13 protein-coding genes are annotated in these 14,918 nt (G+C 63.5%); 10 read left to right on the top strand and 3 right to left on the bottom strand.

Features of this window, described 5'->3' with window-relative positions; genetic code table 11:
* Positions 1-5: 5 nt before the first annotated feature.
* A complete protein-coding gene (locus ACH9L7_RS09815) occupies positions 6-581 on the top strand; it encodes a zinc ribbon domain-containing protein (protein ID WP_396610537.1) in 576 nt (191 codons plus the stop codon).
* 34 nt (positions 582-615) lie between these two features.
* Here ACH9L7_RS09815 and ACH9L7_RS09810 read toward each other — a convergent pair whose 3' ends face one another.
* Positions 616-1,107 carry a hypothetical protein gene (locus tag ACH9L7_RS09810; protein ID WP_396610536.1) on the bottom strand — a complete coding sequence of 164 codons (492 nt, stop codon included), beginning with the start codon at positions 1,105-1,107 and terminating at the stop codon, positions 616-618.
* A 250-nt stretch (positions 1,108-1,357) separates the two neighbouring features.
* On the opposite strand from ACH9L7_RS09810, the gene ACH9L7_RS09805 reads away from it, so the two are divergent.
* From ACH9L7_RS09805 to ACH9L7_RS09785, 5 genes are all read left to right on the top strand, one after another.
* Complete coding sequence (locus tag ACH9L7_RS09805) at positions 1,358-4,060, top strand: dipeptide ABC transporter ATP-binding protein (RefSeq protein ID WP_396610535.1); 2,703 nt, start codon at positions 1,358-1,360, stop codon at positions 4,058-4,060.
* A gap of 135 nt (positions 4,061-4,195) precedes the next feature.
* Positions 4,196-5,920, top strand: a complete 1,725-nt coding sequence (locus ACH9L7_RS09800; protein WP_396610534.1) for an ABC transporter substrate-binding protein — start codon at positions 4,196-4,198, stop codon at positions 5,918-5,920.
* Positions 5,921-5,941: 21 nt separating this feature from the next.
* Positions 5,942-6,961, top strand: coding sequence for an ABC transporter permease (locus tag ACH9L7_RS09795; RefSeq protein ID WP_396610533.1), 1,020 nt, complete (start codon positions 5,942-5,944; stop codon positions 6,959-6,961).
* Positions 6,958-7,893 (top strand): ABC transporter permease, encoded by a 936-nt coding sequence (locus ACH9L7_RS09790; RefSeq protein ID WP_396610532.1) that lies wholly within the window; start codon positions 6,958-6,960, stop codon positions 7,891-7,893. The genes ACH9L7_RS09795 and ACH9L7_RS09790 overlap by 4 nt, the downstream gene beginning before the upstream one ends.
* 6 nt (positions 7,894-7,899) lie before the next feature.
* Positions 7,900-8,289 (top strand): hypothetical protein, encoded by a 390-nt coding sequence (locus ACH9L7_RS09785; RefSeq protein ID WP_396610531.1) that lies wholly within the window; start codon positions 7,900-7,902, stop codon positions 8,287-8,289.
* Positions 8,290-8,370: 81 nt separating this feature from the next.
* Here ACH9L7_RS09785 and ACH9L7_RS09780 read toward each other — a convergent pair whose 3' ends face one another.
* Positions 8,371-9,597: an orc1/cdc6 family replication initiation protein gene (locus tag ACH9L7_RS09780; RefSeq protein WP_396610530.1), complete on the bottom strand. Its 1,227-nt coding sequence runs from the start codon at positions 9,595-9,597 to the stop codon at positions 8,371-8,373.
* 844 nt (positions 9,598-10,441) lie between these two features.
* Here ACH9L7_RS09780 and ACH9L7_RS09775 point away from each other — a divergent pair.
* The 4 genes from ACH9L7_RS09775 to ACH9L7_RS09760 are packed head-to-tail and all read left to right on the top strand — an operon-like array spanning position 10,442 to position 13,933.
* Positions 10,442-11,473: a DUF4129 domain-containing protein gene (locus tag ACH9L7_RS09775; protein ID WP_396610529.1), complete on the top strand. Its 1,032-nt coding sequence runs from the start codon at positions 10,442-10,444 to the stop codon at positions 11,471-11,473.
* On the top strand, positions 11,470-12,174 hold the full coding sequence (locus ACH9L7_RS09770) for a hypothetical protein (protein ID WP_396610528.1): 705 nt from the start codon (positions 11,470-11,472) through the stop codon (positions 12,172-12,174). Before ACH9L7_RS09775 ends, ACH9L7_RS09770 begins: the two co-directional genes overlap by 4 nt.
* Positions 12,171-13,439: a DUF58 domain-containing protein gene (locus ACH9L7_RS09765; protein ID WP_396610527.1), complete on the top strand. Its 1,269-nt coding sequence runs from the start codon at positions 12,171-12,173 to the stop codon at positions 13,437-13,439. The genes ACH9L7_RS09770 and ACH9L7_RS09765 overlap by 4 nt, the downstream gene beginning before the upstream one ends.
* Positions 13,427-13,933: a hypothetical protein gene (locus ACH9L7_RS09760; RefSeq protein ID WP_396610526.1), complete on the top strand. Its 507-nt coding sequence runs from the start codon at positions 13,427-13,429 to the stop codon at positions 13,931-13,933. Before ACH9L7_RS09765 ends, ACH9L7_RS09760 begins: the two co-directional genes overlap by 13 nt.
* 32 nt (positions 13,934-13,965) lie before the next feature.
* Here ACH9L7_RS09760 and ACH9L7_RS09755 read toward each other — a convergent pair whose 3' ends face one another.
* Positions 13,966-14,916, bottom strand: coding sequence for an AAA family ATPase (locus ACH9L7_RS09755; RefSeq protein WP_396610525.1), 951 nt, complete (start codon positions 14,914-14,916; stop codon positions 13,966-13,968).
* Positions 14,917-14,918 lie beyond the last annotated feature (2 nt).

Genomic DNA, 14,918 nt, shown 5'->3' with positions numbered 1-14,918 from the left:
GAGCTATGTCAACGCCCTCCCGGACACCCTCGGACCGTGAGCGCGGCCCGAACGAGGTGTTTTGTCGAGATTGCGGCGCGATTATCGACGAACGCGCCGAGATTTGTCCGTCGTGCGGTATCCGCCAGCGCGACCCGCCGAAATCGACCGTCGATTCGGCGCTCGAAGACCTGTTAGAGGGTGGAAACCCCTTCGTCGCCGGGCTCCTCTCGGCGGTGTTCCCCGGACTCGGACAGCTCTACAACCGCGAACTCGAACGGGCGCTCGCGTTCGCCGTTGGAATGATTGTCGCGGCGTTCTCGACGTTCGCCTTCGTGGGAATTCTGCTGGTTCCCGCGGTGTGGCTCTTTGCGATTTACGACGCCTACACGAGAGCGGAGTTGCGGGCCGAAGAACGGCGGCAGGAAGAACAGGGGGAGGAGACCGAACGAGACGACGCACTCAGCATCGACACCGAAGCGGACAGTGACGTGGCTGTCGATTCTGGTGATAACACTGTGGAGTCGGATGCGACTACGGACGACGCTGTGGAGTCGGAGGCGTCCACTGACGACCCAGTGGAGTCGGACGAATCCCAGTAACTATTCCACGTGACAAAGAGCCGCGTTATCGCGTCTACTCGGCTTTCCAGTCCGGCGGGAGCAGCGGGTCAGGGTCCTCGTGGACGAACTCGATTCCTTTCTCGGGGTCCAGCGGGTGGACCTTCGTCTTCATCGTCTCGCCGTCGTCGATGAGTGAGAACATGCGCTCGGTTTCGGCGAGTCGGTAGTAGAGAGGGAGGCAAACAGCAACCTCGTCGTCGGTAGCGCGGACGACGAGCGCGAGGTAGACGAGGCCGCCCGTGACGGCCCGGAACGCCTCGTACTCGTCGAACGTAGCTCCCCCGACGGCTGATTCGAGGTCGGCATAGTCGTCGTCGCCGACGACGATATCGAGGCCGACGTGGTCAACGGTCGAATCGCCGGGTTGCGGGACGGGAGCAACGTCGCCCGGAGTGGCGACGACGACGCGCCAGTCACGCCCCCGGTAGTCGTCGGCGATGGACTCGCATTCATCGACGACAGTCTCCCACGTGTTCGACGACTCGGAGAGCGGATGTGTATCCATGCGAGATGGTGTCGGGGTCCGATACGTAAACTTTCGCTTCTCTGTCCCTTCGCGCGCACGTATCACGAGAGGGTGTTTATATGCCAATCTGTGACCAGAGCGCGCCCGATTTACTCGGATTCTCGTTTACAATCTCGGTGCAGTCCCGTATTTTTGGTTCTCGGTGGTTCGAATAGCTCGAACGAAACCGGTTCGCGGTATCGGCAAAGATTGGAAAGTTATTTGATGGCATGAGGGAGATTCACAGTCAATGACGAGTCTGCTCTCTCTTTCGGACCTCCGCACCCAGTTCTCGACTGACCGCGGTCGCGTCAAGGCAGTCGACGGTCTTGACCTCACAATCCGGGAAGGCGAAACGGTCGGATTGGTCGGCGAGTCGGGGTCCGGAAAGAGCGTGACGGCACTCTCGACGATGGGACTCATCGACGACCCGGGCGAAATCGTCTCGGGCAGCGTCGAACTAAACAGTCCGCACCTCGCAGACGAGTTCCGGGAGCAGTACGACAACCCGGCGTTCGTCGACGGGGATATCGTCGACCTCGTTTCCGCGCCGGAGGAGGCGCTTCGGACCGTCCGCGGGAGCGAAATCGGGATGATTTTCCAGGACCCGATGACTTCGCTGAATCCCTCGCTGACGGTCGGCGAGCAGGTCGCCGAGAGTCTTCGTCTCCACCAGTACGGCGGCCGTCGCAAGGACTCGTGGTTCAACGCCGTGCGCGAACTCCTGCCGCGACTCAGCAGGGACATCGACGACGAAATCGTCGAGCGCACTATCGAAGTGCTCGAATCGGTCGGTATTCCGGAACCGGGTGCGCGCGTCGACGAGTATCCCCACGAGTTCTCCGGCGGGATGCGCCAGCGCGTCCTCATCGCCATCGCCCTCGCGTGTCAACCGCGCATCCTCGTCGCCGACGAACCGACGACGGCGCTCGACGTGACTATTCAGGCGCAGATTCTCGACCTCATCGACGACCTGCAGGAGGACCTCGGGATGTCGGTGCTGATGATTACCCACGACCTCGGCGTCGTCGCCGAGACGTGCGACCGAGTCGCGGTCATGTACGCCGGTGAAATCGTCGAAGAGGGACCGGTCGAGGAGATTTTCCACAACCCGTCGCATCCGTACACTTACGCGCTTCTCGAATCCCTCCCGGACGAGGAAAAAGAGCGCCTGACGCCAATCGACGGCAACGTTCCGGACCTCATCGACATGCCGCCGGGATGCCACTTCGCTCCACGCTGTCCGTGGGCACAAGAGGAGTGTACGGCAGGCGAGATTCCGTACAAGCAACACGGTGGCGAGGAAACCGACCACCGCTCGAAGTGTATCCTCGACGAGTTCGACAAGACCGAGTACGGCCACGACGGCATCGAAGCGTGGTCCGAGTCGGGGCCAAGCGACAATCCACTCGTGGAAGTCGACGGATTGCAGAAGTACTACCAGCAAGGCGATGGCGTCCTCGACCGGGTCCTCGGGTCGAACAAAGAGAGCGTGAAAGCGGTCGACGGCATCGACTTCACCGTCTACGAGGGTGAGACTCTCGGCCTCGTCGGCGAGTCTGGGTGTGGGAAGTCCACGGCCGGACGGGCGCTGCTCCACCTCACGCCGCCGACCGACGGACGGGTCGTCTTCTCGGGGACCGACCTCTCGGACCTCGATAGCGACGGTCTGCGCGGAATGCGCCGCGACATGCAGATGATTTTCCAGGACCCGCTGTCGTCGCTCGACCCGCGGATGACCGTCGGCCAGACGATCCGAGAACCACTCGACGTTCACGACCTCCCCGTGTCGAACCCCGAGGTCCGCGGCGAGGCGGAAGTCGAGGTTTCGGGCATCGACTCCGGCAGCGTGACCGTCACCACGGACGACGAAATCGACGCCATCGTCGGTTCGTCTAACGGGGTTGCGACTGCGCACGTCTCGGTGACGGTCGTCGACAACGAAGTCGACGTATCCGTGAAGGAACGACTCAGAGTCGATGTCGAAGTCGAACGAACCGGCGATACCGTCTCGGCGGTCGATGTCACCGTCTCACCGGGCGATTCCGACCGGGAGCGTCGTCGCCGTCGCGTCCACCAACTGCTCGACGCGGTCGGTCTCGAAGTGGGGCAGTACGACCGCTACCCACACGAACTCTCCGGCGGGCAGCGCCAGCGCGTCGGTATCGCCCGCGCGCTCGCCGTCGACCCGGACTTCATCGTCGCCGACGAACCCGTCTCCGCGCTCGACGTGTCGGTACAAGCGCAGATTATCAACCTGCTCGAAGACCTCCAAGAGCGGTTCGGTCTGACGTATCTGTTTATCGCGCACGACCTCTCTGTCGTCCGGCACATCTCAGACCGTGTCGCCGTGATGTACCTCGGCGAAATCGTCGAAGTCGCCGACACGGACGAACTGTTCGAAGACCCACGACACCCGTACACGCAGGCGCTCTTGTCGGCGATTCCCGAACCCGACCCGGCGGCGGACACCGGCGACCGAATTATCCTCGAAGGTGACGTTCCGAGCCCCATCAACCCGCCGTCGGGGTGCCACTTCCGAACGCGGTGCCCGCAGGTCATCCCGCCGAAAGGCCTCGACATCGAACAGGAGGCGTACCGCGAGGTGATGGACCTCCGACAGCGAATCGAGCGGCAGACGCTCGACACGTCGGTGGTACAGGAGGGCGCAGCGGGCGACGGCGAACCGGAAGAGACCGTTACGGTGACCGCGGACGGCGGTGTCGCAGACGCCGACGCCCTCGTCGACCACCTCCGCGAGTCCCACATCTCGCACACGTTGTCCCCGGAGAACCGCGGCGTCGTCGACCGTGCACTCAGCCACGTCGTCGATGACGAGTGGGACGCGGCCAGCGAGGTACTCCGCGACCAGTTCGAAAGCATCTGTGAACGCGAGGCCCCGACCCTCGGAACTGACGAACATCCCGCCTCCTGCCACCTTCTCGAAGACTAACAAATCCGGGGCGACAGACCCTCACGTCTTGATTTTTGGTAGGTACGGATATTTTCCTCATCACCCCGATGCCGTCTTGCAATCACCGCTGGCCGACTCCGTTATTTTTATAGGGTGTGGTAGATAGTTACTCGTATGTCACAGGATGGCAATACCGTTTCCCGGCGTCGCTTCCTGAGCGCGGCGGGCACGGCCGCGGCCACCGCGGCCCTTGCTGGCTGTAGTGGGAACTCAGACACTGACACGACCACCGAGAGTGGCGGTGGCGGCGGTGAGGACACCACCCAAGAGGGTGGCAACGAGGGCGGCGACGGCGGCTCGCCGAAGGTGCTCCGCTACGGTCGTGGGAGCCACTCGCCCACGCTCGACTTCCAGAACAGCACGAGCGGTGAAGTTGCGAAGGTTACGGAGCAACTGTACGACACGCTCATCAACTTCGAACCGGGCAAGTCCACGCTGACGCAGGGACTCGCGACGGAGTACTCCCTCGACGGAAAGACGGCCTCTATCAAACTCCGCGAGGGCGTGACGTTCCACAACGGCGAGGAGTTCACCGCACAGGACTTCGTGGCGACGTATCGTCGCTTCGTCGACAGCGACTACGAACACTACGCTGGCGACGACTACGTCTCCGCGTACGGTCCGTTCACGCTGGGTGCGTGGATCGACGAGATTCAGGTCGACGGCGACTACTCGATGACGATTCAGCTGACCCAGACGTACGCGCCGTTCCTGCGTAATCTGGCGATGTTCGCGGCCGCCGTTCACTCCAAGGCCGCCATCGAGGAGTACGGTACCGAACTGAGCAAGAACCCGGTCGGTACGGGTCCATTCAAACTCAGCAACCTCGACGACGCGAACGAACTCATCCGCCTCGAAGCGAACCCCGACTACTGGGGCGACAGTCCGGGCGTCGACGAAGCCGTCTTCGTCACCATCGGCCAGAACTCCACGCGTGCACAGTCGCTCGCGAGCGGCGAACTCGACATCGTCGACGGACTCGGCGCACAGTCGTCGATTCAGGTCGAAAACGCGAGCAGTGCCGACCTCGTCAGTACCGAAGGTATCAACATCGGCTATATGGCGTTCAACATGGCCAGCCGCGAGGAGTTCCGCGACAAGCGCGTCCGGCAGGCCGTGAGCTACGCCATCAACACCGAGGCTATCGTCAACGAGATTTACTCTGGCTTCGCGACGCAGGCAAGCCAGCCGCTGCCGCCGAACGTCCTCGGCCACGACGACAGTCTCGACCCCTACCCGTACGATCCCGAGAAGGCACAGAGCCTCCTCGAAGAGGCCGGCTACGGCGATGGCTTCTCGTTCGAACTGGCGACGTTCCAGAACCCCCGTGGGTACAACCCGTCGCCCATCCAGACCGCAGAGACCGTCGCGTCCAACCTCGGTGACATCGGTATCGAGGTCGAAATCAACCAGCAGTCGTTCGGTCCGTTCCTCGAATACACCGCGCAGGGACGCCACGATGCCTGTTTCCTCGGCTGGTACACCGACAACGCCGACCCGGACAACTTCCTTTACGTCCTCCTGGATCCGCAGGTGGAAGAAGACAAACTCACTGAGGGACAGGACTGGGTCAGCTTCGACACCGAGGGTTACAACACCAGTAACCGCTCGGGCTGGGCGAACAAGGAGTACATGGACCTCGTCGAGCAGGGCCAGAGTTCCTACGACGACGCCGAGCGTGAGCAGCTCTACAAACAGGCGAACCAGCTTGCGCACGACGAGGCCCCGTGGGTCTACCTCGACTACGCGGACGAACTCCGCGGCGTCTCCAAGCGCGTCAGCGGGTTCAAGCCCGCGGCCATCAGTGGACCGTACCTCAACCTGGTCAGCCTGAACTAAGGACTGGCCCACTTTCGACACATGATTTCGTCACGATTCGTACTCAAGCGGCTGCTGTTGCTCGTCCCGGTGCTGGTTGGAGTGGCATCGCTCGTCTTCTCCATCCTGCACCTCTCTCCGGGGGACCCTGCGCTTACCATCGCGGGCGAGCGTGCGAGCGAGGAGTTCGTTCGGCAGGTCGAAGAGAGCCTCGGCCTGAACGACCCAATCTGGGTGCAGTACGGCCGGTTCCTCGCCGACGCCGCCCAGTTCCAGTTCGGTGAGTCGTTCATCATCCAGCGGAACACGACCGTTCGGCAGGTTCTCATCAACAAGTTGCCGGTCACGCTCGAACTGGCCATCTACGGGCAGCTTATCGGCGTGTTCCTCGGCATCCCGCTGGGCATCCTCAGCGCCGTGAAGCAAGACAGTATCACGGACCACCTGACCCGTATCGGCGCGCTCGCCGGTATCAGCGTGCCCATCTTCTGGAGCGGCCCGCTTCTCATCTTGCTTTTCGCGCAGGTGCTTGGCGTGCTCCCGACGAGTGGTCGTATCTCGGTCCTCTACAACGTGGAGGCCATCCGGGTGACGGGTCTCGTCACCGTGGACACACTCATCGCTGGAGAGTGGGACATGTTCGTCTCCGCCGTCCGGCACATGATTCTCCCGGCGTCGGTCATCGGGGTCTACTCGATGGCGCTCATCTCGCGGATGATGCGCTCGTCGATGCTGGAGGTCATCCGACAGGACTACATCCGGACCGCCCGCGCGAAGGGCCAAGGCGCGAAGATTACGGTCCTGAAACACGGGTTCCGCAACGCGATGATTCCCGTCATCACGGTCATCGGCATCCAGTTCGGTGGCCTGCTCGGCGGTGCAGTGCTGACGGAGACGGTGTTCGCCATCGGCGGCATCGGAACGCTCCTCGTCGAGGCCATCAAGGTCGGCGACTACCCCATCGTTCAGGGAACGGTCCTGACGTTCGCGTTCCTGTTCACGCTGGTCAACCTCGGCGTGGACATCACCTACTCCGTCCTTGACCCGAGGATCGAACAATGAGCACCGAAACCACAACCACGACCGAGACGACGACAGGCACGGGAGAACGGGGTCTCATCGACCGCGTGACAGCGTCGCCGTTCGTCTCGAAGCTCCTGTCGAACCGCCTGGCGTTGGCGGGCATCGCCATCATCGTGACGATGGTGGTCATCGCCATCTACGCGAGACTGTTCATCTCGCTGGACGCCATCACCCAGTCGCAACTGGGGTCGAACCCGAACCGCGCCGCACCGAGCCTCCAGTACCTCTTCGGGACGGACGGACAGGCACGGAGTCTCCTCCCACGGGTCGCCTACGGCGCGTGGTACGCCATGCTGTTCGGAACCGTCACCGTCGCGGCGTCGACCGCGCTCGGTGTCGGCCTCGGTATCATCGCGGCGTACTACGGCGACGTGACGGACAACGTCATCATGCGGACGATGGACGTGCTGCTCGCGTTCCCGTCGCTGCTGTTGGCGCTCGCGCTCGTCGCCATCTTCCCGGACGACCTCGGCCTCTGGCGTGCGGTGGCCGCACTCACCCTCGTCTACACGCCGCGGTTCGCCCGCGTCGTTCGCGGGGCGGCGTTGACCGTGCTCGAAAACGAGTACATCGACGCGACCATTGCGCTGGGTGCGACCGACCCGCGCGTGCTCGTTCGGCACGTCCTGCCGAACTGTCTGGCACCGATTACGGTCCAGAGCACGCTCAATTTCGGCCTCGCCATCATCGACCTCGCGGCGCTCTCGTTCCTCGGCTTCGGTGCTGCCGCCGGGACGCCTTCGTGGGGGCTGATGCTCTCGAACGGCGTGAATCAGGGCCTCCTGACGGGCATCTGGTGGTGGTCGTTCTTCCCCGGGTTCTTCCTCGCACTCACCGTGCTGGGGTTCAACCTCCTCGGTGACGGCATGCGCGACGCGCTGGACCCGCGGATGCGCGAAGCAGTCGACTAACCCGCGATGGCTGCTGGCCCCGACCAATCGGCGCACGACCGCCCCTCGGTCGTCGAGCGCATGCGTGTCCGACTCCGGTTGGTCGGCACGGCGCTCTTCGCGGGTGTCGTGGTCGCAACTGCGGTGCTCGTTGCTGCTTCTGTGCTCGGCGATATCGCTGCGAGCGTCGATACGGCGTTTGCACTTGGTTCTCTCGTGTTCGGGTTCGGCCTGCTCGGGTGGTCGGGTGCAGTCGCCCTCGGCCGCGGCATCGAATCGATGCAGGACCACCTCGACACCGGAACCGGGTGGACAGAACCGGACGCACGCCGGGCGATGGCCCGAATTCTCGGGTTCGGTCTCGGCGTGATGCTCGGCACGATGCTCACCGGGTCGGTGTTACTCGGCTTGGTGTAAGCGGAGAAAACCAGTTGGTGTGGTCGTGAAAAACAGCTTTTCTGACCGGTGTCAGATTAAATCGCTTCTGCCTGCCTCAGATTAGACCGCTTCCGCCTTCCGGGCCGTCCGTCGAATCTCTTCTAACACGGAGTCGAGAGAGAGCACGTCCGAGAGCGCTTCCATCGCACTGGAGAAGGGAACGTCGAGGGCGTAGCTGTAGTAGTTTCCGCGCGACCCAGTGCGGTTTTCTTCGGCCGAGAGGATACCGAGCATCCGCAGGTCCGAGAGGTGGTTGTGGACCGACCGTTGGGCGAGCGGGTCGATGCCGGCGGAGTTGCACAGGCGAAGATACTCCTGATACAGGTCGCGCATCCGACAGGGCGTCTCGTCGTGAGCAGCCTTGGAGACGACGGCGAGAAGTGCGAAGTGGCCGTTTTCGGTGAGTTCGCGCATTCCCTCGACGACGCGCTCTTGTTCGAGTTTCTGGCGGGCGATGTCGACGTGGTTGAGCGTGATTCGGTCGTCGTCGTTGTTCTCGGCGTGTTCGCCAGCGAGTCTGAGCAGGTCGAGCGCCTGTCGGGCACTGCCGCTGTCGCGGGCGGCGAGGGCCGCACAGAGGTTGAGGACGCCTTCTTCGCACGCACCCTCGGCGATGGCGACGTTCGCGCGCGACTCGAGAATGTTCTGGAGTTCAGGTGCCTGATACGGTGGGAAGTGCAGTTCGCGTTCGCAGAGCGTGTCCTGCACGCGTGGGTCGAGTTGGTCGTGGAACTTGAAATCGTTCGAGATGCCGACGAGGCCGACTTTGGCCGCTTCGAGTTTGCCGTTCGAGCGCGCCCGTGGGAGTTCGTAGAGGAGTTCGTCGCGTTCGCCGATGGAGTCGACTTCGTCGAGGACGATGAGGATGGTCCCACCCACATCGTCCAGTTCTTGGAACAACTTCTTGAAGACGGTCTGTTGGGGGTACCCGGTCGAGCTAATCTCCGCGCCCGGTGGGCGGAGTTCGTTGACGAGTTCGACCGCAACCTGATACGAGGAGTTGAGCGTCTTACAGTTGATGGAGATGACACTCAAATCAACGTCGTCGTACTGGGAGACATCCTCGAGAAGCATCTCGAGGAGGAACTCGGTCACTGCCGTCTTGCCCACGCCGGTATTCCCGTAGAGAAAGACGTTGTTCGGTTCCCACCCGTCGACAACGGGCTGGAGCGCATCCATGTACTCCTCGATTTCGTCGTCTCGCTCTTGGATGCGCTCGGGCTTGTAGGACTCCCCGAGGGCGTCCTTGTTTGTGAAGATGTTTTGTTTTCGCTCGAACCGGCGCATTGGCGTCGGGTCGTTGTGGCGTCCCCTTATTTAAAACCCCGATTTCATCTGATTCATGTGAATTTGGTCGGTGACACAGACCACGTCGATGTGATGAGGTAAACCCTCACGTGGGCATGCGATTGGTGTGGTTCTCACACTGATGGTGGTTCTCACACTGATGGTGGTTCTCACACTGTCGAGACAACACGGGAGTTTCCTTCGTCGACCGAGAGTCGTTTTGTCGACTCAGTGGTCGGGGAACCCCGGTCCCAACTCCACCTGACCAAAGAGACGACGAGAGGTGTATCTCGAAACGGAATCACACCACCGGGGGACAGACACACACCACTGTTACAAGTGAAGCTGTGTTGAGAGAGTCTCTAGAAGAACAACAGTGCACAATTTCAACTAAAGCGCTGACATGTGTGGGTGGAGAGGCGGTGGGACAACTGAACCACAGTAGTGGTATATGGCCGGGAGAGCGGCTACAAGTAGAGATTCACCTGCAACAGTGGTGGGTGAACGGTAGAACACCCGTCGACAGTTCACTTGCAGAGGTGGTCTGTCCCACTCTACACCCACCCAGACGCTCACGGCGTTTCACTTGCAGCAGTGGTGTCTGTCTGGGTTCGACCCACCTTCGGCTGTGGAGTAATTCACTTGCAAACGTGGTGTGTGGGTGCTCGCTCGTCGGTTCCAACACTCCCGTCGGCGACCGCGTTCACTTGTATTGGTGGTCTGTGCGGGTTGAATCGGGTGTCCCAGTTTTTCGGGCCCGATTCTCACACGCGGGATGAGGGAAGGAAACCGCAGGACGGTGGAACCCTTGCCCTTTAGGCCGATGGGGGTGCGAACTTCTGACGTGGACCGCTCTGACCTCCGTACGCTCACACTCGCCCTCCTCGCGGTGGTCGCACTCGTCGTCGTCGCCGCGACTATCGATTCGACTGTCGTCACCGAAGGTGGGTCACCCGGATTCGGTGCCGGTGAGACCGGCGGTGCCGGTTCAGGGACGAGCGAATCGACGGGATTCGAACCGCTCTCTGGGTCGGCGGGCGGATTCAGCATCCCAACGCCGTGTCTTCCGTGGCTGTTGTCGCCAGAGGCGATTGGACTCGTCCTCGCCGGATTCCTCCTCGTTGGTGGGGTCGCCTACCGGAAGACGAAATCGCTCCTTCCGCCGGTCGCAATCACGCTCGCGCTCTCCCCCCCGACGATTCTCATTATTGCGCTCCTCACGTCCTGCCAGCGCGAATTTTCGATTTCGTCCCGCGTCTCTGAGGCGACTGGAAACATCTCTCTGATTCCGCCGGGCGGCGGCGGGGCGCTCGGAAACGGTGCTAGCACCGTTCGCGGTGTCTCACCACCGACTGCCCTGTTTGGTCTCCTGCTCCTCGTCGCGCTCGCCGTGGCGCTGTTCATGCTCGTTACGGCCACTGGCGATTCGTCGGACTCTGACGAGGATGCGGTGCCCACGTCCGACGAGAGTGTTCCGAACGTCGCCGCTGTCGGACGCGCCGCGGGTGTCGCGGCCGAGCGAATCGAGTCCGGCGACGCCGACGTGGAGAACGAAGTCTTCCGCGCGTGGGGCGAGATGACCGCCCTTCTCGACGTTTCCAATCGAGCGTCGGCGACACCAGAGGAGTTCGCCGCTGTGGCCGTCGACGCCGGCATGGACCGCGACGACGTGACCGAACTGACGCGGTTGTTCGAAGAAGTGCGATACGGCGGTGTCGAGGCGACGGTAGACCGCGAACGACGGGCCGTCGATGCACTTCGGAACATCGAAGAGACGTACGCCGAGTCGGGTGCGGCGGATGCGACCGATGGTGGGTGGGAGATGGTGGATAGCGAATCGGACGCACCGGACGGCAGGACGGAGGCGTCCCGATGATTTCGAGACGCTCACTCACCGTCCTCGTCGGTGTCGTGGCCACGGTTGCCGGACTCGTCGTCACCGTCGGCATCTCGCTCGGACTCGAACTCACCGACGTGTTCCTCGGCTTGGTTGGGGTACTTGCGACGCTTCAGGGATTGCGGTACGTCCAGCGGCGCAGGGAAACCCCGGTTCGAACGACGAAAACGACCGACCCGGAGGTCCGCGTCTCTGTCCCGGTTCCGGGGTCAGACTTCGACGAGCAACTCGTTGCGGCGACGACGCGCCGGACCCGGTGGACCGCCCGCGACAAGGTGACAGAGCGACTCGAAACGGCCGCCAAACGCGCCCTCGTCCTTCGGGAGGGGTACACTCCGGACGAAGCCGAGGCGCTCGTCGAAACCGGGGGCTGGACCGACGACGATGTCGCCGCTCGCTTCCTCGGTGCGGATATCTCGATTCCGCTCCGACAACGGCTTCGGCTTCTCGTCTCCGGACAGACGGTGTTGTCCACTCGCGTCGCGCGAACCGTTGCCGCAATCGACCGAATCGGACGCGACCCGATTCCTGAGAACGGTGGTGGCGGGCGGCCTGCTTCTGGGGAGACTCAGTCAAACCAGTCTGACGCGCGAAACCGTGTGAAGGTCCGAGACTCCGGACCGGGTCGCCCTCGTGACCAGAACCGAGAGCGAACGGCTCGAAACGAGGTGCGCGGATGACGCTCGGATTCGACACCGAACGGTGGCACGGCGTCGAGGGTCTCGTCCTCATCGCAGCCGCAGCAGGCGTCTTTACGCGCAACCCGCCGTTACTCCTGCTTTCTGGACTTGGTGTCGTCCTGCTCGGTTACGTCCGCATCGCCGGCCTCGACGAAGTCGCAGTCCGAGTCGAACGAGAACTCTCCGACTCGACGCCCGACTCCGACGACGAAGTGGCGGTCACGCTCCGCGTCACCAACGAGGGGTCGAAGACGTTGTTCGACCTCAGACTCGTCGATTGTGTGCCCCCGGCGCTGGCCGTCTCGGACGGCACCGCTCGCCTCGGGACCGCACTCCGCCCGGGCGCGACGGCGACAACCACCTACTCTGTCACCGCCATCCGCGGCGAGCACACCTGGGACGAAACTGTCGTCATCGCCCGCGACCCGAGCGGGTCGGTCGAGTATCGAGAGACGCACACGACTGAGACGACGATGCGCTGTGAACCCGAACTGGCCGCGACTGCCGACCTGCCGCTCCGGGGGCTTACCTCGCAGTACACGGGCCGCGTCGAGACAGACGTGCCCGGGTCGGGACTGGAGTTCGCGTCGATTCGCGAGTACCGACACGGCGACCCGATTCGCCGCATCGACTGGAACCGCCGCGCCCGGACCGGCGAACTTGCGACGGTCCAGTTCAGAGAGGAGCGCGCGGCGACCGTCGTCCTCGTCGTCGACACTCGCTCCGAGGCGCACGTCGCTCCGGACGCTGACTCGGAGACAGCAGTCGAACGCTGTGTGGATGCCGCGAGTATCGCGTTTCCGGCCCTGCTCGACAGCGGCGACAGGGTCGGCGTCGCCGCTATCGACCCCAAGGACTGTTGGCTCGCACCATCGGCCGGTGGCGAACACCGCGCCCGTGCCCGCCGCCTCTTTGCGACGCACCCGGCGTTCGCCCCGACACCATCCAACGGTGCCTTCTTCCCTGCGCTCGCAATGCGTCGGTTACGACGCCGACTGTCGAGTGACGCGCAGGTCATCTTCTGTTCGCCACTCTCCGACGACTACGCCGTGTCGGTCGCGCGGCGGTTGGAAGCCTACGGACACGCCGTGACCGTCGTCTCACCGGACCCGACGGCGGACGACACGGCCGGGGCGCGACTCGCCCGAATCGAACGCGACCTACGTCTCCGCGACCTGCGGCGCGCCGGGATTCGCGTCGTCGACTGGGGTAACGAACCGCTCGGCGTCTCACTCGAACGGGCGGAAGCGGGGTGGTCGCGATGACCGAAATCACCCGTCTGCCGACCCGTCCGGGAACCGCGATGTCGCTCTCTGCGGCGGGACTTTCGGTTCTCGTCTTGTCGCTCGGGTCGCCGACGGCGGCGGTCGTCTCGCTCCTCGCGGGTGTCACGCTCGCGGGCGGGCTGACCCGCGGGTCCCGGCGCGTCCTCGACGTCGCTGGCGGTCTCTATTTCCTGTCGCTCGTCGCTGCTGGCGTCGGCACCGCGGGGGTAGAGATACTCTTGCTGGCTGCTATCACGTCGATTCTCGCGTGGGACATCGGCGAAAACGCCCTCTCTGTCGGCGACCACCTCGGTCGCGAGACGGAGACGACCCGCCTCGAAGTCGTCCACGCGGCGACGACGGTGCTCGTACTCACGGTCGGTGCGGGTGTCGTCTTCGCACTCGGCCTCGCCGCTTCGGGTGGGCAACCGGTCACGGCCGTCGTGTTGCTGTTAGTCGGCGTTATCGCGCTCGTCGCCGGAATGCGCCGGTGAGGTCGTCGCACGACGGCCTTTCGTCCCGTCTCTCAGTCCAGCGTCGGCACCGAAACCCGTTCGAGTACGTCGGACACAACGTCGCTTTTCCGAACGTCTTCGACGCGGGCGTCTGCGGTGAGAACGAGACGGTGAGCCAGCACCGACTGGGCGACGCGTTTGACGTCGTCCGGGGTGACGAACTCGCGGCCTTCGATAACGGCGCGGGCGCGGGTTGCTTCGAACAGTCGCTGTGTTCCGCGGGGGGAGACGCCGACTCTGACCCGGCGGTCGCTGCGGGTCACACGCGCGAGTTCTGCCATGTATCGAAGGAGGTCGTCGTCGACGCGAATTTGCTCGGGAGCGCGGCGGATGGCGAGAACCGATTCGCGGTCGAGGATGCGCTCGATGCTCGGGCTTTGTTCCTCTCGGCCTGCCCGTCGGCGGAGGAGTTCGATTTCACCATCCAGTTCGGGGTAGCCGATAGCCGACTTCACGACGAAGCGGTCGACCTGCGCTTCGGGGAGCGTGAACGTCCCTTCCTGTTCGACCGGGTTCTGCGTCGCGATGACGAAAAACGGCTCCGGGAGCGGGTGTGTCTCGCCGTCGACAGTGACCTGTCCCTCTTCCATCGCTTCGAGGAGCGCGGCCTGCGTTTTCGGCGGTGCGCGATTAATCTCGTCGGCGAGGACGACGTTCGCGAAGATTGGACCGGGCGAGAACTCGAACGACCGGTCGCGTTCGTCGTAGATGTTCGTCCCGGTCACGTCAGCGGGGAGAAGGTCCGGCGTGAACTGCACGCGAGAAAAAGAGAGTCCGAGCGCCGTGGCGACGCTTCGTGCGGTCAGGGTCTTTCCGGTGCCGGGGACGTCTTCGAGGAGGACGTGGCCGCGAGCGAGGACGCCCGTGAGGACGGTTTCGAGGAAGAACCGGTCGGCGATGACTGCTTCCGAGACGGCGTCGAGGACCCGGTCGCACGTCGCTGCCGCCGTGTCGATATCCATGC

Origin of the sequence: Haloferax sp. S1W (assembly GCF_044593955.1) — an archaeon.
Taxonomy (GTDB): domain Archaea; phylum Halobacteriota; class Halobacteria; order Halobacteriales; family Haloferacaceae; genus Haloferax.
Note: the sequence above shows the minus strand (reverse complement) of the source record. Positions and strands in the feature narration are given on the sequence as shown.